General features: G+C 60.9%; 15 protein-coding genes and 1 pseudogene. 8 read left to right on the top strand and 8 right to left on the bottom strand.

Going from position 1 to position 19,711, the window contains the following annotated elements:
- Positions 1–54 precede the first annotated feature (54 nt).
- The 6 genes and pseudogenes from nuoI to BGC09_RS07580 form a co-directional block, all read left to right on the top strand.
- Positions 55–711, top strand: a pseudogene (nuoI, locus tag BGC09_RS07555) (NADH-quinone oxidoreductase subunit NuoI); the annotation flags it as partial.
- The gene (locus BGC09_RS07560) at positions 708–1,244 is read left to right on the top strand and encodes an NADH-quinone oxidoreductase subunit J family protein (RefSeq protein ID WP_069803279.1); all 537 of its coding nucleotides are present in this window, start codon (positions 708–710) and stop codon (positions 1,242–1,244) included. The pseudogene nuoI and the gene BGC09_RS07560, both read left to right, overlap by 4 nt.
- Before the next feature lie 43 nt (positions 1,245–1,287).
- The gene (nuoK, locus tag BGC09_RS07565) at positions 1,288–1,596 is read left to right on the top strand and encodes an NADH-quinone oxidoreductase subunit NuoK (protein WP_052890597.1); all 309 of its coding nucleotides are present in this window, start codon (positions 1,288–1,290) and stop codon (positions 1,594–1,596) included.
- Between the two features lie 4 nt (positions 1,597–1,600).
- Complete coding sequence (gene nuoL / locus BGC09_RS07570; protein WP_069803280.1) at positions 1,601–3,661, top strand: NADH-quinone oxidoreductase subunit L; 2,061 nt, start codon at positions 1,601–1,603, stop codon at positions 3,659–3,661.
- A 6-nt stretch (positions 3,662–3,667) separates the two neighbouring features.
- Positions 3,668–5,218 (top strand): complex I subunit 4 family protein, encoded by a 1,551-nt coding sequence (locus tag BGC09_RS07575; protein ID WP_069803281.1) that lies wholly within the window; start codon positions 3,668–3,670, stop codon positions 5,216–5,218.
- Positions 5,219–5,295: 77 nt separating this feature from the next.
- The gene (locus BGC09_RS07580; RefSeq protein ID WP_069803282.1) at positions 5,296–7,047 is read left to right on the top strand and encodes an NADH-quinone oxidoreductase subunit N; all 1,752 of its coding nucleotides are present in this window, start codon (positions 5,296–5,298) and stop codon (positions 7,045–7,047) included.
- 301 nt (positions 7,048–7,348) lie between these two features.
- On the opposite strand, the gene BGC09_RS07585 is transcribed toward BGC09_RS07580, so the two are convergent.
- The 8 genes from BGC09_RS07585 to BGC09_RS07620 all read right to left on the bottom strand — a co-directional run bounded on the left by BGC09_RS07585 (position 7,349) and on the right by BGC09_RS07620 (position 15,460).
- The gene (locus BGC09_RS07585) at positions 7,349–8,743 is read right to left on the bottom strand and encodes a pentapeptide repeat-containing protein (protein WP_069803283.1); all 1,395 of its coding nucleotides are present in this window, start codon (positions 8,741–8,743) and stop codon (positions 7,349–7,351) included.
- A gap of 60 nt (positions 8,744–8,803) precedes the next feature.
- Complete coding sequence (locus BGC09_RS07590; protein ID WP_069803284.1) at positions 8,804–10,114, bottom strand: pentapeptide repeat-containing protein; 1,311 nt, start codon at positions 10,112–10,114, stop codon at positions 8,804–8,806.
- Positions 10,115–10,195: 81 nt separating this feature from the next.
- A complete protein-coding gene (locus BGC09_RS07595) occupies positions 10,196–11,737 on the bottom strand; it encodes a hypothetical protein (RefSeq protein WP_141727678.1) in 1,542 nt (513 codons plus the stop codon).
- A 12-nt stretch (positions 11,738–11,749) separates the two neighbouring features.
- Positions 11,750–12,271, bottom strand: coding sequence for a hypothetical protein (locus tag BGC09_RS07600; RefSeq protein ID WP_069803286.1), 522 nt, complete (start codon positions 12,269–12,271; stop codon positions 11,750–11,752).
- 502 nt (positions 12,272–12,773) lie between these two features.
- Positions 12,774–13,082 (bottom strand): co-chaperone GroES, encoded by a 309-nt coding sequence (gene groES, locus BGC09_RS07605; RefSeq protein WP_069803287.1) that lies wholly within the window; start codon positions 13,080–13,082, stop codon positions 12,774–12,776.
- 182 nt (positions 13,083–13,264) lie between these two features.
- Entirely contained in the window at positions 13,265–14,068 is an 804-nt protein-coding gene (locus BGC09_RS07610; protein ID WP_069803288.1) for an ABC transporter permease, read from the bottom strand.
- Positions 14,069–14,090: 22 nt separating this feature from the next.
- Positions 14,091–14,891 carry an ABC transporter ATP-binding protein gene (locus tag BGC09_RS07615; RefSeq protein ID WP_069803289.1) on the bottom strand — a complete coding sequence of 267 codons (801 nt, stop codon included), beginning with the start codon at positions 14,889–14,891 and terminating at the stop codon, positions 14,091–14,093.
- Positions 14,888–15,460, bottom strand: coding sequence for a MarR family winged helix-turn-helix transcriptional regulator (locus BGC09_RS07620; RefSeq protein WP_069803290.1), 573 nt, complete (start codon positions 15,458–15,460; stop codon positions 14,888–14,890). The genes BGC09_RS07615 and BGC09_RS07620 overlap by 4 nt, the downstream gene beginning before the upstream one ends.
- A gap of 578 nt (positions 15,461–16,038) precedes the next feature.
- Here BGC09_RS07620 and BGC09_RS07625 point away from each other — a divergent pair.
- Positions 16,039–18,411 (top strand): ATP-dependent helicase, encoded by a 2,373-nt coding sequence (locus BGC09_RS07625; protein WP_069803291.1) that lies wholly within the window; start codon positions 16,039–16,041, stop codon positions 18,409–18,411.
- Positions 18,412–18,866: 455 nt separating this feature from the next.
- Positions 18,867–19,526 carry a RadC family protein gene (gene radC, locus BGC09_RS07630; RefSeq protein ID WP_218103987.1) on the top strand — a complete coding sequence of 220 codons (660 nt, stop codon included), beginning with the start codon at positions 18,867–18,869 and terminating at the stop codon, positions 19,524–19,526.
- The last annotated feature ends 185 nt before the right edge of the window (positions 19,527–19,711 follow it).

A 19,711-nucleotide genomic window follows, 5' to 3' on the forward strand; every position in this document is an offset into this window, starting at 1 on the left:
CGAGAGTGAGAGAGTGAAGAGACGAGGCAAACACGTCTCACGGAGGCAGCGAGAGAAATCATGTCTCTAGATATTCTCAAAGGGTTAGCCACTACCCTCAAAAATATGGGGCGTAAGCCGACCACAGTCTCCTTCCCGGAGCAGGAGCGCGAGCTGCCGCCGCGCTTTCGCGGGCGCCACGTCTTGCACCGCTATCCCAACGGGCTGGAGCGCTGTGTCGGGTGCTTCCTCTGTGCGGGCGCCTGTCCCGCTGATGCCATCTATATCGAGGCGGAAGAGAACACCGAAGAGCATCGCGTCTCGCCGGGCGAGCGCTATGCAAAAGTGTTTGACGTCAACCTGCTGCGCTGCATCTTCTGTGGCTATTGCGAAGCCGCCTGTCCGACCGGGGCTATCACTTTGGAGCGGGAATACAAGCTGGCGGCCTACTATCCCGAGGATATGGTGTACCACAAGGAGCAGCTGCTGGAGCCACCTGGGCAAGCGACAGTGGGTTCAGCGGCCTATTGGTTTGATCCGCCGCCGCTTGCAGAAGAGGCCCCGCAGCCGGTACCGCAGGAGGCCCGTGTCTTTGACGGCCTGGAGGCCAGCGCGGCAGCGGTGGGCCTGGGCGATGCCCAAAAGCAACCGGAGGTTCTGCTACGCAACGAGGAGCAGGACGAGGATCGGCGCAAGTTTTTGCAGGCCGACGAGGAGGGCAGACAAGCATGAGCGGGGTAGCGCTGATCATCTCCTTTTTTGTGCTGGCCGTGGCGAGCGTGGCCTCGGCCCTGGGTGTGATTCTCTTTCGCAACGCGGTTCATAGTGCCCTGAGCCTGATTTTGACCCTGCTCTTTCTGGCCATGTTCTATCTGCAGCTCGGGGCCATGTTTATTGCCATTGTACAGATCTTGATCTATGCCGGCGCCATTATGGTGCTCTTCCTCTTCGTCGTGACGATGCTGGCCGCTGACCCGCGTGATCCCGATCTTCAGGACCGGCTGCCATGGCAGCGGGGGGTAGCGGTGGTGCTGGGGCTGGTCCTGGTGGGAGCCCTGAGCTATCTGCTGCTCAGCGGTACGCCGCTCAACGAGGCAGCGCGCGCGCATGGCGCTGACGCGCTCTCGCAGGTGGTGGCTCAGCAGGGCAACATTCAAGCCTTCGGCCAGGCGCTCTTCCACGGCTTCTCGTTCGCCTTCGAGGTGACCAGTCTGGTCATCGTGGTGGCGATCCTGGGGGCTCTGGTCCTTGGGCGCAAAGCCTGATGAGGAGAGAAGAAGGCGCGGCGCGGCGAGGAGGCTGACAACCATGACAACGATACCGGTATCCTGGTATCTGATTGTGAGCGCATTGCTCTTCACCATTGGCACCATTGGCGTTCTGGTGCGGCGCAATCCGCTCATTATCTTTATGTCAATTGAACTTATGCTTAACGCGGTCAATCTGGCCTTTGTCACGCTCTCAAGCTATCTGGATTCGGCGGATGGCCAGGTCTTTGTCTTCCTGGTGCTCACGGTGGCCGCCGCCGAGGTGGTGGTCGGGCTGGCGATCATCGTCTCGATCTTCCGAACACGGCGTAATATCGACGTGGACGAGATGAACCTGTTGCGAGGGTAACGCAATGGCAAGTCTTCTTCTCTGGGTGCTGATCCCGCCGCTGCTGGGCTTCATCATCCTGGGGCTGCTTGGCAGGACATTGCCGCGCTCGGCGATTCTGACCGTGGCCTGGGGCTCGGTCGCTCTCTCTTTCCTGTTCGCTTTGAGCGCCTTTCTGTCGCTGCTGGGTGTTCACCCGGATAGCCAGCGCGTGAGCGATGCGACGGTCTACACCTGGGCGATCGCCGGCGACCTGCAGGTCCACTTTGGCCTCTTGCTTGATCCGCTCTCGGCGACGATGCTGCTGGTGATCACCGGGGTCGGCCTCTTGATCCATATTTATTCGGCGGGCTATATGGCGGATGATCCGGGCTTCTGGCGCTTCTTCTCTTATATGAACTTCTTCATCTTTGCGATGACGTTGCTGGTGAGCGCGGATAATCTGCTCTTCCTGCTGGTGGGTTGGGGCCTGGTGGGCCTGGCTTCCTTCTTGTTGATTGGCTTCTGGTATCAGCGCCCAACGGCGGTAGCTGCCGCTCGCAAGGCGCTGGTGATCAATGTGATCGGCGACTTCGGCCTGATGCTGGCCATTTTCTTGCTCTTTAAGCACCTGAATACGATCGATTATGGCTATGGCGGCCCGAACTGTATTCCGGGCACCAGCGGCTACGGGGTGCTGACGGCTGCTTCCTGCCAGCAGCTTGGCTCGCTGATCTCGCTGGCGATTCCCCTGCTGCTCTTTGTGGCCTGCGCGGCGAAGTCAGCCCAGTTGCCGCTCTATATGTGGCTGCCCGACGCGATGGAAGGCCCAACGCCGGTCAGTGCCTTGATCCATGCGGCGACAATGGTGACCGCCGGTGTCTATCTGGTGGCACGCACGCATGTCCTCTTTACGCTCTCGCCCTATGCGCTGCCGATTGTGGGTGCGATCGGCGGCTTGACGGCCCTCTTTGCAGCGACCATTGCCCTGACGCAGCTCGATATCAAGCGCGTGCTGGCTTATTCGACGATCAGCCAGCTCGGCTATATGTTCATGGGTGAGAGCGCGGGAAGCTATAGCGCGGGCATTTTCCACTTGACGACCCATGCCTATTTCAAGGCCCTGCTCTTCCTGGGGGCGGGGGCTGTCATTCATGCCCTGGGCGGCGAGCAGGATATGCGCGAGATGGGGGGCCTGCGCTACCGCATGCGCATTACCTTCTGGACCTTCCTGGTTGCCGTGTTGGCGATCAGCGGTATTCCGCCCTTCGCTGGCTTCTGGAGCAAGGATGATATTCTGGGGGCCCTCTTGACCCAGGCGACCAGCGTGGATGGGGCTGTGCGCTACCTGTACTATGGCCTGTGGGGCCTGGGCGTCCTGACTGCCGGTCTGACGGCCCTCTATATGTTCCGTCTCTTCTATGGCATCTTCATGGGCAGCTATCGCGGGGCTGGCCCGTTGAAGCATGGGCATGCTGGTTCTGAGGAGGAGGAAGAAGAAGAGGAGGAGGAAGGGCTGGTCACGGCGACAGGGCGGCACCGTCGTGGGGAGTCGGCCATCTATGAGATCTACGAGGCGCCAGCAGTGATGACGGTGCCTCTGGTGATTCTGGCGATTCTGTCGACAATTGGCGGCCTGGTTGGTTCGTTCGCACTCTTCAACTACAATCGCTGGCAGCCGCTGAATGCTTTCTTAGAGCCTGTGCTGGGCAGCGCGCCGGAGGGAAAGCTGGGCCTGCTCTGGCTCTCGACTGGGGCCAGCCTGGTCTTTGCTCTGCTTGGGTTGCTGATTGCCTGGCGACGCTATGGCCAGGGCTTTCTCTACAAGGAAAGCCGCAATCCTTTCTATCGCCTGGCCTACAACAAGTACTATGTTGACGAGATCGGCATAGCGCTCCTGATCAATCCTTTGCTGTGGTTGGGGCGTCAGGCTTCAGCCCTGTTGGAGGGTGGGCTGCTGGATGGAGGCAGCCGGCTGGTGGGGAGAGCCTTCAGCCTGGTGAGTGCAGGGGGACGCCGTTTGCAGACTGGCTATGTGCGTAACTATGCGCTGGCGATCTTGATCGGCGTGGTGCTGATTATTCTCTACTATGTCGTGAGGGGGTAAGCCGGCATGTTCCCGATGTTATCGACGATCATCTTTCTCCCGCTGCTGGGCGGCATTGTCGTGTTGCTGCTCCCCCGCGAGCGTGTCAATGTGATTCGCTGGACGGCGCTGGGGGTGGCCTGGCTGGATCTGCTCCTGGCGCTCGGCGTGATGCTGGCCTACGCTCAGCCGCATCCGACGGCCATCACGGTCGGCACGGTCCCGGTGGTGGTGGGTGAGGCCTCGCCAACGGTGGCCAGTGTCACCTTCCTCTTGCAGGAGCATCTGAGCTGGCTGCCGGCTCTGGGTATCAATTATAGCCTGGGGGTGGATGGCGTCAGTGTGCTGCTGATGGCCTTGACCACGCTGCTGACGGTGGTCTGCATTGCAGCCTCGTTCCGCGTCGAGCAGAAGCTGCGCACCTATCTGGCCTTTATGCTCTTGCTTGAGAGCGGTCTGCTGGGGGTCTTTCTGGCGACCAATCTCTTCCTCTTCTATGTCTTCTGGGAGTTGATGTTGATCCCGGCTTACTTCCTGGTTGGTGGTTGGGGTGGCCCACGGCGCGTTTATGCGGCCATTAAGTTCGTGCTCTATACGGCAGTGGGCAGCTTTCTGATGCTGGCCGGGATCATTGCCCTGGGCTATTATTATCGCGCAGGCGGGCATTATACGCTCGATCTGACGACCATTTTGAATAGCTCGACGCATCTGAGCAGCACGGTCCAGCTCTGGCTCTTCCTGGCGTTTGCGGCGGCCTTTGCGGTCAAGGTGCCACTGGTGCCCTTCCATAGCTGGCTGCCGGATGCCTATAGCGAGGCGCCGGCGCCGGTGACGGCCATGCTGGCGGGGGCGATGGCCAAGGCTGGAGCTTTTGGTTTTCTGCGCTATTGTCTGACGCTCTTCCCGGATGCGGCTCATCGGCTGGCGCCGCTGATCAGCACGCTGGCGGTGATCGGTATTCTCTACTGCGCGCTGCTAGCCCTGGTGCAGAGCGATATGAAGCGCTTGCTGGCCTATTCGAGTATCAGCCATCTGGGTGTGATTACCCTCGGCGTCTTCGCGCTCAATGCGCAGGGGATGGCCAGTCAGCAGGGGATCGATGGCGCTGTGTTGCAGATGGTCAACCACGGCATTACGATCACGGCCCTCTTCCTGGTTGTGGGCTTCCTGGAGGCGCGCACGGGAACGCGACGCCTGGAGGACTACGGCGGGGTGGCGCGGCGCTTGCCGATTATGGCCAGTGTTTTGATGATCGCCTGCCTGTCGTCGCTGGGTCTGCCTGGCCTGAATAGCTTTGCCGGTGAGTTCCTGGCCCTGTTGGGAGTCTTCCGCAATAATGCAGTCTTTGGGGTTCTGGGCACGCTGGTGGTGGTGCCGGCGGCCTGGTATATGATCCGGCTGGTGCAGCATGCAATGATGGGGGTGCGCCCGGCTGGCGGCCCCGTGGTAGCAGCTGAGCGCAAGGGAGGTCTGCCTGATCTGGATATTGGTGAATTCCTGGTACTGCTGCCGTTGCTGGTGTTGATCTTCTATATTGGTGTGCATCCGCTGCCGCTGACGTTCTTCGTGGAGCATTAGGATGGCTGGGGGGCGAGGGAGCCAGGAAGAGCGGCGGCGGAGGGGCGCGGGAACAGGTTTTGTCGCGAGGTTCTGCTATGTCGTTTACGTACATCGCATCGGCTGCCGACTGGGCACGCATTGCGCCTGAGCTGGTGCTGGCCGGGGTAGCGCTGCTGGTCCTGTTGGTCGATCTGCTCTTGCCTCAGACGGGGTCTGTGCCTCGTGAGCAGGGGGCGGCCAACTTCTTTGTGCTGCCGTTTCTGGCCTTGCTGGGAGTGCTTGGCGCGCTGGCGGCTACCATCGTGCTCTTCGTGGTTGGCGATGGCCAGCGGGCTTTCTTTGGCCTGGTCGGCTCTGATTGGGGATCGCTCTACGCCTATCTGGCAATCTTGAGCGCTGCCGGTTTAGGTATTATCTTCTCTCCCGCCTATCTGAAGCGTTTGAAGCTGGTCCATCAGGGCGAGTACTATGCGCTCTTCCTGACGGCGGCGCTTGGGATGATGCTGCTGGCGGCGGCGACCAGCTTTATGACCTTGTTCTTGGGGCTGGAGACCTTGTCGCTGGCACTCTATATTCTCTGCGGCTTTGTGACGCGCCGACAAAGCTCGCAAGAGGCCGGGATGAAGTACTTTCTGTTGAGCTCGTTCGCCTCGGCCTTCTTGCTCTATGGGGTGGCGCTGATCTATGGGGCTACGGGAACGACGCGCTTCGGGGCGCGGGGAACGAACGCTTTCCCGGGCGTGTTACAGTTTTTGCAGGCTCATCCGCAGAGTACGGCGCTGTTGCTCATCGGGATCGGGCTGCTGACGGTGGGCTTTGCCTTTAAGGTGTCGGCCATTCCGTTCCAGATGTGGACGCCGGATGTCTATGAGGGGGCGCCGGCACCGGTGACAGCCTTTATGTCCGTGGGCACAAAGGCGGCGGCCCTGGTGGCGTTTGCGCGGGTCTTCGTGGTGGTACTGGCGCCGGTGGTGGCAGACTGGCAGGCGGTGGTTTGGACCCTGGCGGTGCTGACGATGGTCGGTGGCAATCTGCTGGCGCTGGTGCAGCGCAATGCGAAGCGCCTGCTGGCCTATTCGAGCGTTGCTCATGCCGGCTACCTGTTGATCGGTGTGGTGGTGGGGGGCGCGACTGGCCTGGCGGCTATTCTGTTCTATCTGCTCTGTTATGCTTTCCTGAATGCGGGGGCCTTTGGGGCACTGAGCGCGCTGGAGCGGCTGGATAACAGTGGCTGTGATAGAGAGGATCTGCGCGGGCTCTGGTTCCGGCGGCCCTGGCTGGCAGGTTTTCTGGCCTTCTTCCTGCTGGGTCTGGCGGGCTTCCCGCCGATGGCCGGGTTCGCGGCAAAGTATTATCTGTTCCTGGCGGCGCTGCAGGGGGGCCATCCCGAGCTGCTGCTGATCGGTGTGCTGACCAGTGTGCTGGGTATGTATTATTACCTGCGCCTGATTGCGGCGATGTTCATGGAGCCGGCGCGTGAGGCCCAGGCGGAGTCGCTGGAGGTGACTCCGACCCTGGCGGTGGCGGGTGCAGCGGGTACAGGCTCCAGCATGCCACGAGTCTCCGGGCCTTTGGGGCGGACTGCGTCGCCGCGCGGCGGGGGCGCAAGTAGCGGTGCAGCTGGCCCGGCGGTCGCGGTGAAGGTTGCTCCTCAGCCGGCGACCAGGCGGGCGCCGGCTCCTGCAGCGAGCGAGCAGCTTGCCGAAGAGGAAGGGCTGCCTGGTCGCTCGCTGGTCTGGACGACCTGGCTGGGTCTGGGACTGGCGGCACTGGGTGCGCTGGCGCTGGGGACAGTCTTGCCATTCTGGTTAGTCGATCTGGCGCTGAAGGCGGCGGCTGCCCTCTAGATCTGCTTTTCGTGGAGAGGGGGAGGGGCGGAAGGGGCCTGTCGACTGATTGGCGCCTTTGTTGGCAAGGCCATAATTTCTGCTGCGGGGGCAAACAGACGGGCTGGTGGATCCGCTAGGAGGAAAGAGGCGGTCCACCAGCTCTTGTTTTCTCTTTTTTTGCGGGCCGGGGCTGGCATGATTAAAAAAGAAGCAGTGGGCTACTAGCGCTAGCCCCGGATGAATCTAGAGGCTACAGGCATCCTCTCCCCTCCTGCCAGTTCTGGCGAGGCGTCCATGCGGTGGGGGAGGGCGCAGGGAGTCAGGGGGAGGGGGGAGCCGAGGCGGCCTGCAAGAGCCAGCGGCGGGCGGCCTCCCCGAAGAGGGGTTTAGGCTGGTCGAGCGGGCCGACGTCGAGCCAGTCAGCGCGGACGGACTCCAGGCCGATGGCACCGAAGAAGGAGGCGCCCCAGAGGCGGGCGCCGGTGAGATCAGCGCCGGTGAGGTCGGCGTGAGTGAAGCAGGCGTGCTCTAGCTGGCACTCGCACAGGCGAGCCTGAGTCAGGGTGGCGTAGGAGAAATCGACCTGGGAGAGCTGAGAGGCTGTCAGATCGGTGCCGGAGAGATCGGCCAACCAGAAAGAAGCGTGTGAGGCGTCGAGGCGGCGGAGGGTGGCCTGTCGGAAGCGGCTTTTCCAGCAGAGGGACCAGGAGAGGTTGGCCAGGTCGAGGGAGGCGTGCAAGAAGGAGCAGGAGGCTAGATAAGAGCCGTCGAGCTGGGTCTGGCGGAGAAGGGCGTGGTTGAAGTTGGAGGCGGGCAGGAATACCCTGCTCAGACGGCGATGGGAGAGATCGAGGCCATGCAAGTCCAGGCCGCCATCGACGAGGCGCAGCTGGTGGTGCCATTCGGACTCAGCGATCCATTGCTCGTGCTTCTGGAGGCGCTCCTGCCAAAAGGTGGTCTGGTGGGAGGCCACCCACTGGAGCCAGCGGTGGACGCTTTCGCCAGTGAGGCGATCACGACCGAATTCCAAGCGACTTTCTAAGATTTTGTCAAACAGGAAGCTCAGCTCAGGTTCGCTGTCGCTAAGAATGAACCAGTCCACCCAGTTAGGGGCGGCGCTGTCAGAGGAGGTAGACTCGCTGGGTAGGCTCAGATCGATCCAGTCGGCGCGGACGGACTCCAGGCCGGTGGCACCGAAGAAGGAGGCGCCCCAGAGGCGGGCGCCGGTGAGATCAGCGCCGGTGAGATCAGCCTGGAAAAAGGAGGCTTGCTGCAGATTGGCCTGCCGGAAGGAGGTGCCCAGGAGGCGGGCGTGGTCGAAGCGGGCCAGGCGCAAGGAGGCCTCAGAGAGGTCGGCCTCAGAGAGGTCGGCCTCGGAGAAGTCGGCGCGCTCAGCCTGCAGGCGGTGGAGCATGGCCCCGCGCCAGAGGGTCTGCCAGCAGAGAGCCTGGGCGAGGGAGGCGTCGGGGGCCTGAGCCTGCAGGAAGTGGGAGGAGGAGAGGACGGCCCCGGAGAGGTTTGTGTGAGCGAGCAGGGAGCCGGCGAAGGAGCAGGAGCGCAGGAAGGCTTCCTGGAGGGGGCGACCGGAGAGGTCGAGCTGGGAGAGATCGAGGCCAGTGGCCTGCCAGCGCTGGCCCTGCTTATGAGGAGGAACGAGCCAGCGCTCGTGGTCCTGCAGGTGGCGCGAGACAGCATCAGGCAAAGGTCGGGTCATGTGCCATCCTCACTTTCTGGGTCAGGGAGATCAGAAGCATCAGCGACGTCTGGCTCATGGTCACTCCTGTAGGGCCTCGAGGCCAGGAGGAAGGGGCGAACTGGCAGCCCAGCGTAGCCAGCGGTGGGCTGCCTCCCCGAAGAGGGGTTCAGGCTGGTCGAGCGGGCCGACGTCGAGCCAGTCGGCGCGGACGGACTCGAGGCCGATGGCGCCGAAGAGGAGGGTCCGCCAGAGGTGAGCGCCGGAGAGGTCGGCGCCGGAGAGGTCGGCGCGGGCCAGGATGGTGCGGCGCAGCTCGGCGCCGCGCAGGCAGGCGTGCTGGAGGCAGGCCCAGTAAAAGTCAGCGCCGGAGAGGTCGGCCTGAGAGAGGTCGGCCTGGGAGAGGTCGGCCAGCTTGAAGGAGGCGCCATTGCCGACCAGGCTGCGGAGGCTGGCCTGCCGGAAGCGGGCTTTCCAGCAAACTGCTTTCGCGAGGCGGGCTTCATCGAGGGTGGCGCCGTTGAAAGAGCAGGAGGCCAGCCAAGCCTCTGCGAGATTGCAGCCGCGCAGGAGGGCGCCGTCGAAGGTGGAGGAGGAGAGGCGGGCTTCAACCAGCAGGTGGCCAGAGAGGTCAAGGCCATGCAGGTCGAGGCCCTTGGAGTCGAACTGGTCCAGGATGGGAGAGCGCTCGCGTCCGTCGGTTTGCTGCCAGTGCTCGTATGCTCGGAGCCAGTCGAAGAGTTGGGGAGGACGGGAATGCGCGGGGGCCTGCAAGAGCCAGCGGCGGGCGGCCTCCCCGAAGAGGGGTTCAGGCTGGTCGGGCGGGCCGACGTCGAGCCAGTCGACGCGGACGGACTCCAGGCCGGAGGCATGCGAGAAGACGGCGCGCCAGAGGCGGGCGCCGGTGAGATCAGCGCCGGAGAGGTCGGCGCCGAAGAAGGAAGCCTGGTGCAGGGTGGCCTGGCGCAGGCAGGTCTGGCGCAGGCGGGCGTGGTCGAAGCGGGCCAGGCGCAAGGAGGCCTCAGAGAGGTCGGCCTCGGAGAAGTCGGCCTCGGAGAAGTCGGCACGCTCAGCCTGCAGGCGGTGGAGCATGGCCCCGCGCCAGAGGGTCTGCCAGCAGAGAGCCTCGGCGAGGGAGGCGTCGGGAGCCTGAGCCTGCAGGAAGTGGGAGGAGGAGAGGACGGCCCCGGAGAGGTTTGTGTGAGCGAGCAGGGAGCCGGCGAAGGAGCAGGAGCGCAGGAAGGCTTCCTGGAGGGAGCGACCGGAGAGGTCGAGCTGGGAGAGGTCGAGGCCAGTGGCCTGCCAGCGCTGGCCCTGCTTATGAGGGGGAACGAGCCAGCGCTCGTGGTCCTGCAGGTGGCGCGAGACAGCATCAGGCAAAGGTCGGGTCATGTGCCATCCTCACTTTCCTAAAGAAGGAGCAGAAAGCTCCTACCTCACGCTCTCTCTTTATACCATATCAGCCTATAGGGTTCAAGCAGCGGAAGCAACAGCAACCCTGACATATGGGGCCGAAATGTCGGGTATGCCTGGCGGTGCTGGCGGATGAGGATACCATAGAATCCGATTCTTCCAGCCCGGATCTGCTTGCTGTAGTAGTTGCTCCAGTTGCTGCAGGTCTTGTAGCTTGAGGTTGGGGTCGGAGCAATCAATAATGACATTCTCTTTGGTCCTTTTAAGCTCGTCGCTAATATTACTAAGCCACTGTGTCACAGTCTCTCTGCTATCAAGGCGCTTCACGTCCCATTCCGTGCCAGTTCCGTCTACGAAATCGGCCCCGCTGTGATCGCTTCGCCAGATAGGCAGAGGAAGCTTCCCCTGCGCAGCTAAACCAAGGGCCACCCTCGCCTCGCCGTATTGGAGTTTATTCGGCCCTATGTCATAAACAAGGGAGAGAATCCAGATCTCGAACGCCTCAGGGCTACCGGCCACTGGTTGCAGCTGTTGAAAGGCCTGTTCAAGGGCCTTGATTTGGTTCCAATCAACTGGCAAGGAAGCTGCCTTATCGGCTAGCGTGATTATCTTTTCCCAGATCTTGTTGACCAGGTCCTGTTGGCCTTTCAAATCCGAGATGTTCAAGCGTTGTTTAAAAGAGATGTAGAGAGATGTAAATGCAAGAAGCAGCTTAGTGTCATCGTTGCCTAGAGATGAGATCTGTAGGAGTGAAAAGGGTAATTTTCCCTTAATCTTGTTTATTAGCATTAAAAGTTCTGTAACTGTCAGATCCCCGTACTTCTGCTGAAGCTCTCGGAGCGAGCTTTCGGAAATGCCCAAGCGCTTGGCAAGCTCTGCGATCTCCTGGTCTGACAGGTCTTTCAGCTTGGCCGAGGCATTGTAGGGAATAACGGAAGGTAAATCAAGAGTCACAGCTGAAGAGATCTGGTCGGGGTCACCTGGCAGTGGCGGCAGAGGCTCATTGGCCAGCCCTACCATGTTCCTCTGCCAGGCTACCAGGGCATCGTAAGCAGGTGCAAGCTGCTGAGCGGATTCTAGCCCTACTCGAGAAAGCCACTGCAGGACATAGGAAACGAGGGTCGGACCAAAATCCAATGGAGGGGAGAAAGGGGGCAGCTCCGGTGCAGGTGCCGACACAGGTGCAGGCTCGGACACGGGGGCCTCAGGAGCTGGAGGAGCCTGTGGTGGCCTCTCCAGAATGCTAGTGTTTCCCTGGGAAATCTGTAGGCTGACATTGTGGGCCCAGGAGATCAGCTGATCAAGAAGGTGATCACTGTTAGAAAGCGTCGAGCCGACGCGTGGTGAGGGTCCTGCATCTTGCCAATCGCACAGGCTACGCTCCGTCTGCAGATAGCGATTGACCAGATCAAAGAAAGCATCGGCGGCTCGGCCTCTGAATAAAGCGTCGCCACCCAGGAGCGGCGCAAGGGCATTGGCAAAGTCACGGACAGCCTGCTTATAGGTTGCATCGAGGGCCCTAATGGCATCTTGAGGCAGCAGGGCTAAAGGTTGGACAACATAGGCATCAAACTGTTGGAAGAGATCCATATATCCGCTCATCCTGCTCCTCCGTTAGAAAGCGGTGGGGTTGTCAGAAGAGGGGGCATAACCGTGCGCAGGCTGACTGGTCTGGCTGCTCTGTTGGAAGCGAGACTGCATCTGCTGATCCAGGTCCCCGACTTGCTGAATGAGATCAAAGAGAGCCTGAGCTAGCTTGATCTGCCAGTCATAAGCAGCGCGCAGGCGCCTGGCATACGGGACCAGGACACTCCTGAGATACGAGCGGACTTCTATCGTAGAGAGGCGGCTTTGATGTTGCTCATACTGGTACTGAGCGGGATTAGTAGGGCTATCGTCCCACCAGCGATCAACAGCGCGATCAATGACTCCGGCTGGCGTCGGTGGGGGATAATAGCCATCCGGGCTCTCCTCATCGAGCCAGCACTGAACGCTGGCCCAGCTCTGATCGTGCTGGTCGCGTGCTAACGATGCTTTTACAAGGATCGTCGCAGCTGCATTGCGCAAAGCATCGAGAGGATAGAGTACCCAATCGCTGGAGCGGTTGGCTGGATCATCTGGCCGAGTAAAAGGCATCGTCCCCTCCTCTGAGCTGGTATACTACGCCAATAAGCAGTAAGCTATCCTCGTCTTATTAGCGATCTGTCAGCGCTTCCATACTAGCGGCTTGCTACCTAGTATAATTTCTCATGCTAACTATTTCAATATTACTATTTTACTAATATGTAACACGAATGCCTGCTAAGAAAGTGCAGAGTCGCTTACCTTTAGAGTGGTCTGCTCTGCTCTGGAAGAAAGACTCAGATTGCTAGGGCCAAATTAGCTCAAGCAAGAAAGTTTCTTTGAGTCTTCAATATCTTCAAGAGCGCTAGGAGCCGGGAGCAGCGAGATGACAAAGCGATCTGATCTGGTCAGGCGAAGCAGGGATAGAGACAAATAAAAAAATTCCAGTGCCGTACGCGCTCATAGGCACTGGAATCGCCGCATCTGATAGTGATACCGGGGCACAATAAAAGAAAGCAACGAAAGGGGTAAAGAAAGAATAAAGAGGAGTAGAGCGAGAGAGGCCGCCAGCCGCCTACTCCTCCTCGACCACGCCCATCACATCGCTTTCGCGCAGGATCAGCAGCTCCTCATCGTCGATCTTAATCTCGGTACCAGAATACTTGGAGAAGAGCACATGATCGCCGACATTGACCTCCGGCTTCACACGCTGACCATTATCGAGCAGCTTGCCGGGGCCAACCGCCAGGACCAGCCCCTGCTGTGGCTTCTCCTTGGCCGTATCGGGGAGCACGATGCCGGTCTTCGTCACCGACTCGCGCGTCACCGGCTTCACCAAAACACGATCAGCCAATGGGCGAACCTTCTCACCTGCGGTCGACATAGACTCTACCTCCCTTGCAAAAAACAGATAGCATCGTCAGCGCAGGTCGCCACCGCGCTCGCCTCCGGTGAGCTTCGCGGCGTGGCGTGGCGCCTGGCCGATTAGCACTCTCGCGAAGAGAGTGCGAACCGGCTATTATCATACACCAGGGCGGGCCACATCGCAAGAGGGAAAAGGCGCCCTTACAGCACAATCGACTGATAGGTTGAAGCGGCCAGTGCCTGTGCCACAATGACCGCCAGCAGCAACACGCCCCAATCCAGCAGTGCATCGGGGACCGTGCCGACCACGAGGAAGCCGCGCAGCAGATCCACGGTATAACTTAGCGGATTAATCTGGGCCAGAATGCGCAACCAATCGGGCATAATGGCCAGCGGATAAATGGCATTGCTGGCGAAGAAGAGCGGCATCGTCAGGACCTGGCCGATGCCCATGAAGCGCTCGCGCGTCTTCACCAGAATAGCGATCAACATGGAGAGCGTCGAGAAGAAGCTGGCCGCAATCAAGACCGCCAGCAGACTCCCGATAAGCCCGACCAGGCTCCACTGCAGATGCACGCCCAGCAGCAGGGCCAGCACGAAGATGATCACCGCCTGAGTGAGCGAGCGCACAGCGGCTCCCAGTCCCTTGCCGGTCACAAAGCTGGCGCGCGGCACCGGCAAGACCAGAAACTTCTGTAAGATACCAGCATCGCGCTCCCAGATGATGCTCAGCCCGTAGAAAATCGAGACGAACATCAGCGACTGTGCCAGAATGCCCGGTGTCATAAAGGTCAAGTAGCTCACCGAGCCAGTAGGGATAGCGCGCAGGCGCGAAAAGGCTTCTCCGAAGATTACCAGCCACAGGGCCGGCTGCACCGCGCGCGTCAGCAATTCCGTAGGATCGTGGCGCAGCTTACGCAGCTCGATCTCTGCCACCACCAACACGCAACGCACATACGTCACAATGGTCTCCCAGGGCGAGGGTGGGCGCAGCAGAGCTTGCAAATCTGCCCCTTGCCGCTGGGATTTATCCGAAACGCTGAGCGCGCCGACGTAGCTGTCTGACTTCACGATAACTGCCTCCCGATTCCAGAGTATTGCCTGTCACCGACGTAAAGACATCCTCAAGCGTGGCGCCAGGCCGATTCAGGCTGGCCTTCAGCGCTGCCGGCTCACCGATGGCCGCGATGCGCCCATGATCCATGATGGCCACGCGCTGGCAGTAGGCATCAGCCTCCTCCATATAGTGGGTTGTCACCAGCAGCGTAATCTGCTCCTGACTGCGCAGCAGCTCCAGCGTCTCCCAGACCGAACGTCGGGCCGTCGGATCGAGGCCGATGGTCGGCTCGTCCAGGATGAGAATGCGTGGACGGTGCAGGATGGCCTGGCCGATCTCCAGGCGCCGGACCATGCCGCCCGAATAAGTGCGTACCAGGCTGTGGGCCGCGTCGCGCAGATTGAGCAGCTCCAGCACCTCCCAGGTGCGCCGCTCGCGCTCCTGGCGTGGAAAACCAAGCAACTTGGCGACCACCAGCAGGTTCTCGTAACCGGTCAGCGAGCTGTCCGCCGAAAGCGACTGCGATACGTAGCCGAGCAGGCGCCGGATGACCATCTTATGGCGTTGGACGTCCAGTCCCGCGATGCGCATCTGGCCGCTGGTCGGCGGGATCAAGGTGATGAGCATACGAATGGTGGTGGTCTTACCGGCCCCATTGGGGCCGAGTAAGCCGAAGGCTTCGCCCTCCTGAATGGAAAAGCTGATGTGGTCAACGGCGGTCTTGTCACCAAAACGCTTGACGAGATTCTCGACTTCAATCATCGGCCTCATTCGGCCTGTCCTCCCTCTCCTGCCTGAGTGACTGTCATTGCCGGAGTGGTGCTTGCTTTCTCTCCTGGGTCTGGCGCCGACCGCTCCGGCTCAGGCCCCGGGGCAGCCCCTTCCTCGCCTCCACTGGCCTTGCCGCTCACTTCGACGGCGCTCTCGGCGGCTGCCAGCACCCGCTCAATGAGTCGCTGCAGCTCATCCTGCTCGTCAGGAGTCAGCGGCTCCAGCATACGCGAGAGCACTGCGCGCCGCTCCCGCTGCCAGGCCGCCACCTGCTCGGTGCCGCGCGCCGTCAGCTCAACCAGCACCACCCGCTCATCGCCTCCATCGCCCTGGCGCACTCGTCGCACCAGGCCGGCCTTCTCCAGGCGCTTGCAGGCGCTGGTCACAGAGCTGCCGCTCAGGCCCAACGCACTCGCCAGCTCGCCGACGCTGCATGTCCCCCGCCGGCTCAGGCTCTTGAGCAGCCAGTATTGCTCGGGCGTCATTTCGGCCCGCCTCACCGGGTGAGTGCTGCGCCTCAGCAGCCGCCACAAGGCCAGCAGGTCTTCTACCAGGCGTTCGCTGGCCATGACTCGCCTCGCCCCCTTCCTTTTTACAGACTAATATTTTTACTATCAAATATATTGATAATACAGTTTCTGGAAGCTGTCAAGGGGCAAAGTGCGAGGAGTGTGCTCCCTTGCGGACGCAGCTGGAGGGAGCATCTATTCAATGACACTCCCCGCTCTCAAGGCACAGGGCGGCTTCTTCTTTCAGCCAGTCACCTTGAGGAGAAGCCAGGAGTCGGTGTCTGTTCAGAAGCGTGGCGCCTCCTCTGAGAGGGGCGGGCCCGATGGCTCACACTACGGCTGCGTGCTCTGACGAGTATATTGATTGATGGTCGCTTGCATGGTGGTCAGGGTCAGGATCAAGCACCGGCTCGCAGCCAGGGCAGCAAAGGGTGAGGCGGAGGCCAGAGCCAGAAGTCACGGAGGTCCTGGCCATGCTTGTGCCGCTGGGCAGAATGCGCTACAATAGAAGCCCGATGCGCTGATATTCACAGGGCCGGGCGCCAGTCGTGGCGCTCGTCCAGTAAGGCAACCACAGTCAGCGCCCGCCGATCACGATCACATCAAACTCGCCTGCGCGACAGAGCTGGATTGTACTGATGCCTGAGCATACCGACCTGGAACAGGAGCTACTGGCCGGCCTCAACGGGCCGCAGCGGGAGGCCGTTACCACTACCGAGGGGCCGCTGCTGATCCTGGCTGGTCCCGGCAGCGGCAAGACGCGCGTCATTACCCATCGCATCGCCTATCTGGTGCGCTGCCGTGGCGTGCGGCCCTGGCATATTCTGGCCGTGACCTTTACCAATAAGGCTGCGCGCGAGATGCAGGAGCGTCTCGAGAAGCTGGTGGGCCTGAGCGAGGCCCGTGAGATGTATATTGGCACCTTCCACGCTATCTGCGCCCGCGTGCTGCGCGCCGAGGCAGATCTGCTGGCGCCACTCGGCCTGACGCGCTCCTTTGTCATTCTCGATACCGATGATCAGGCTGCGCTCGTCAAGCAAGCTCTGCGCGACCTCGATCTCGACGAGAAGCAGTATCGCGTCTCGCTGATCCACGCCTTGATCTCGCGCGCCAAGAACGCCATGCTCTCCCCTTACCAGATGGCCGAGCAGGCTCGCCGCTATACCGAAGAGGTGGCGGCCCGGGTCTACCGCCGCTATCAGCAGTTGCTGCGGGCCAATAACAGCGTCGACTTCGACGATCTCCTGATGCTCACTGAGCAGCTCTGGCGCACAGAACCCGAGGTCCTGGAGCGCTACCAACAGCGCTGGCGATATATTCATGTCGACGAGTTTCAGGACTGCAATGTGCCGCAATATAAGCTGATTCGCCTGCTAGGGCGGGGCAGCTACGAGCGGCCCGGCGGCAGTGGCAATGTCTGCGTGGTTGGCGACGATGACCAGATGATCTATAGCTGGCGCGGCGCCAGCGCCGAGAACGTTCAGGCGTTCGAGCGCGACTTTCCCGAGGCGCGTATCATTCTGCTGGAGCAAAACTATCGCTCGACGCAGCACATTCTCGATGCCGCTCAATGCGTCGTCCGGCGCAACACGGTGCGCAAGGAGAAGCGGCTATGGACCGCCCTCGGCCAGGGTGAGAAGCTGATCTACCATGAGGCATATAACGACGAGGCCGAGGGGTTGTACGTTGCCGATGAGATCCTCAAGCTGCTGGCGCGCGGGGTGGTAGCCCAGCGCAGCGAGATCGCTGTCATGTATCGCACCAATGCCCAGTCGCGCGCCCTCGAAGAGCAGTTTCTGCGGGCCAACATCCCGTATAAAGTCATCGGCAGCCGCAAATTCTACGAGCGCAAAGAAGTCAAGGACATGCTGGCCTACCTGCGCCTGCTTCTTAATCCCCACGACGACCTGAGCCTGCAGCGCATCATCAATGTGCCCAACCGGAAGATCGGCCCGAAGTCACTGGGCGAGCTGCAGCGCTGGGCCCGTGAGGAGCAGCGTTCGCTCTATGATGCCCTGCAGCGGAGCGAGGACCACCCAACGCTGGGGCGCGCCGCCAAAAACGCCCTCCAGCAGTTCGCTCAGCTCTTGGAAGAGCTACGCGCCTCGGTGGCCGAGCTGCGCTTGCCAGAACTGCTGGACCGTGTAGCAGAGCGCACGGGCTATGGTCCCGAGCTGCGCGCTTCTCCCGAGGGTGAGGAGCGCTGGAGTAACATCCTGGAGCTGCGCCGCGTGGCAGAGGATTATGCTGAAATCGAGACCTCGCTGGCGCTGGAGCTGTTCCTGGAGAACGTGGCCCTGGTCGGTGGGGCCGACGTGGCCCAGACAGGCGAAGAGGGCACCCTCCTTCACGAAGAGGACCAGGATGCCGTGACGCTGATTACGCTGCATGCAGCGAAGGGCCTGGAGTTTCCGGTGGTCTTCATTGTGGGACTCGACGAGGGCATCCTGCCACATGGGCGCTCCATCGATTCGCCCGAGCAGCTGGAGGAAGAGCGTCGCCTGGCCTACGTCGGCTTCACACGGGCCATGCGCCGCCTCTATCTGGTACGTGCCCGCCGCCGCTCGTATTTCGGCGATGTGGTCTATACGGAGCCGTCGCGCTTTCTCGCTGACATTCCTCCCGATCTCTTTGCAGCCAGCTCCGGCATCGGACCGTTGCCGGCCCGTGGCTCGCTGCACCAGCCCTCAACCTGGGAGCGCTATGAGAGTTACGAGAGCTATGACCAGGACTCCCGGGGCCTCTCCAGTGGCGCTGGCCCCCGTTCCCGCCCACGCCGCTCCACACCCGCGGACACAACCTTCGCGCCAGCTTCCTCCGATGTTTCGGTGACACCGGCGGCGCCTCGCTTCCAGCCCGGCGATCGCGTGCTGCACCATCTCTTTGGGCAGGGCATCGTCCTCAAGAGTGAGCTGGAAGGCGGCTCTGAGTTTGTCGAGGTGCAGTTTCAGGGGAAGCATGGCAAAAAACGCCTCAGCCTGGATTATGCGCGCCTCGAACGCCTCCCCTGAGCCGCTCGCCCCGCCCCAGTGGGAGAACAGACCGGCACCAGCCTGAGCGGCCCCTCTTCTGTCTCTCTCTCTCACTACTGCAACCAGGAAGCCGCAAAACAGAAAACCAATGAACTCCCAGAAGCAAGGAGGGCCGGCTTCAGGGATAGAATAACCAATCGCTCTTAAGACCGTGTGCGTATCAGTAATCCATCTGTAAAGGGACTCCTTTCTCGTTTTCCCCTTTCCCATTCGTAGTAAGCAAGCAGTGAAGTGTCGCATCTCAAAAACCGCCTGCTTCCAAATATGGCTATTGCTTGAGTAAATAGAATCATCTATCATAGATAAGCCTTTTATTCTTATAGCTTTGTCAACAGATTGAGAAAGGACCCTGGTCGCAAAAACTGATGGAGAAAAGGCGCTTCAAAGAGGAGAAAAGTGGAGAGAGAGTAGCGTACCACATTACTATTCACGATATGCCTAGTAGTGAACGTCCGCGAGAGAGGCTGCTGCATTACGGGCCGCAAGCTCTCTCGACAGTCGAGCTACTGGCTATCGTGCTGCGCACGGGAACGAAGCGCAGTAATGTGGTAGAGCTGGCGGCCAAGCTGCTCGTGCTCTATGGTGGCCTGGGTGGTCTCATGGGGGCGGACCTGGCCAAGCTCTGCCATGAGCATGGGCTGGGTGCCGCCAAGGCGGCCCAGCTCAAAGCCGCGCTGGAGCTGGGCCGGCGTCTGCAGCTAGAGCAGCCGGAGGCTCGTTATCGCATCACCTCGCCGGCGGATGCGGCCCGGCTGGTCATGATGGAGATGGCCTATCTGGAGCATGAAGAAATGTGGATTCTCTTACTAGATACCAAAAATCAGGTGGTGGCGATCGAAAAACGTTACAAAGGGACGGTCAACAGCTCGGTCCTGCGCGCGGCGGAGGTCTTTCGTCCCGCGGTCCTGCGCAATTGCCCGAGCATTCTCATTTGCCATAATCATCCCAGCGGCGACCCGACGCCTTCCCCGGAGGACGTTGCCGTCACCGAGCAGCTGATCGCCGCTGGACGCCTCCTTGACACCGAGCTGATCGACCATCTTGTAATCGGCAAGCAGCGCTATGTCAGTCTCAAAGAACAGCTCCGTTGGTAGTGCTGATTGAGTGACTTAAGCTGCAGGGAGGAGAGCAAGAGACAGAGAGGCAGAAAAAGCCGGCGTTGGAGGGAAGGAAATGACCCAGGCCAGAGGGAAGCGGACAAAACGGCTGCGATGGGAGGGGGTCCTTCCTTCCTTCCTTGCCTTCATTGCTTCGGAGTGCTTCCCATCCATCGCAGCCG

It is taken from the genome of Thermogemmatispora onikobensis (assembly GCF_001748285.1).
Taxonomy (GTDB): domain Bacteria; phylum Chloroflexota; class Ktedonobacteria; order Ktedonobacterales; family Ktedonobacteraceae; genus Thermogemmatispora; species Thermogemmatispora onikobensis.

Bases quoted from the DNA above. Each gene is read 5' to 3' on its own strand.
- BGC09_RS07560 (WP_069803279.1), top strand. From the start codon at position 708: ATGAGCGGGGTAGCGCTGATCATCTCCTTTTTTGTGCTGGCCGTGGCG.
- nuoK (WP_052890597.1), top strand. From the start codon at position 1,288: ATGACAACGATACCGGTATCCTGGTATCTGATTGTGAGCGCATTGCTC.
- nuoL (WP_069803280.1), top strand. From the start codon at position 1,601: ATGGCAAGTCTTCTTCTCTGGGTGCTGATCCCGCCGCTGCTGGGCTTC.
- BGC09_RS07575 (WP_069803281.1), top strand. From the start codon at position 3,668: ATGTTCCCGATGTTATCGACGATCATCTTTCTCCCGCTGCTGGGCGGC.
- BGC09_RS07580 (WP_069803282.1), top strand. From the start codon at position 5,296: ATGTCGTTTACGTACATCGCATCGGCTGCCGACTGGGCACGCATTGCG.
- BGC09_RS07585 (WP_069803283.1), bottom strand. From the start codon at position 8,743: ATGACCCGACCTTTGCCTGATGCTGTCTCGCGCCACCTGCAGGACCAC.
- BGC09_RS07590 (WP_069803284.1), bottom strand. From the start codon at position 10,114: ATGACCCGACCTTTGCCTGATGCTGTCTCGCGCCACCTGCAGGACCAC.
- BGC09_RS07595 (WP_141727678.1), bottom strand. From the start codon at position 11,737: ATGAGCGGATATATGGATCTCTTCCAACAGTTTGATGCCTATGTTGTC.
- BGC09_RS07600 (WP_069803286.1), bottom strand. From the start codon at position 12,271: ATGCCTTTTACTCGGCCAGATGATCCAGCCAACCGCTCCAGCGATTGG.
- groES (WP_069803287.1), bottom strand. From the start codon at position 13,082: ATGTCGACCGCAGGTGAGAAGGTTCGCCCATTGGCTGATCGTGTTTTG.
- BGC09_RS07615 (WP_069803289.1), bottom strand. From the start codon at position 14,891: ATGAGGCCGATGATTGAAGTCGAGAATCTCGTCAAGCGTTTTGGTGAC.
- BGC09_RS07620 (WP_069803290.1), bottom strand. From the start codon at position 15,460: ATGGCCAGCGAACGCCTGGTAGAAGACCTGCTGGCCTTGTGGCGGCTG.
- BGC09_RS07625 (WP_069803291.1), top strand. From the start codon at position 16,039: ATGCCTGAGCATACCGACCTGGAACAGGAGCTACTGGCCGGCCTCAAC.
- radC (WP_218103987.1), top strand. From the start codon at position 18,867: ATGCCTAGTAGTGAACGTCCGCGAGAGAGGCTGCTGCATTACGGGCCG.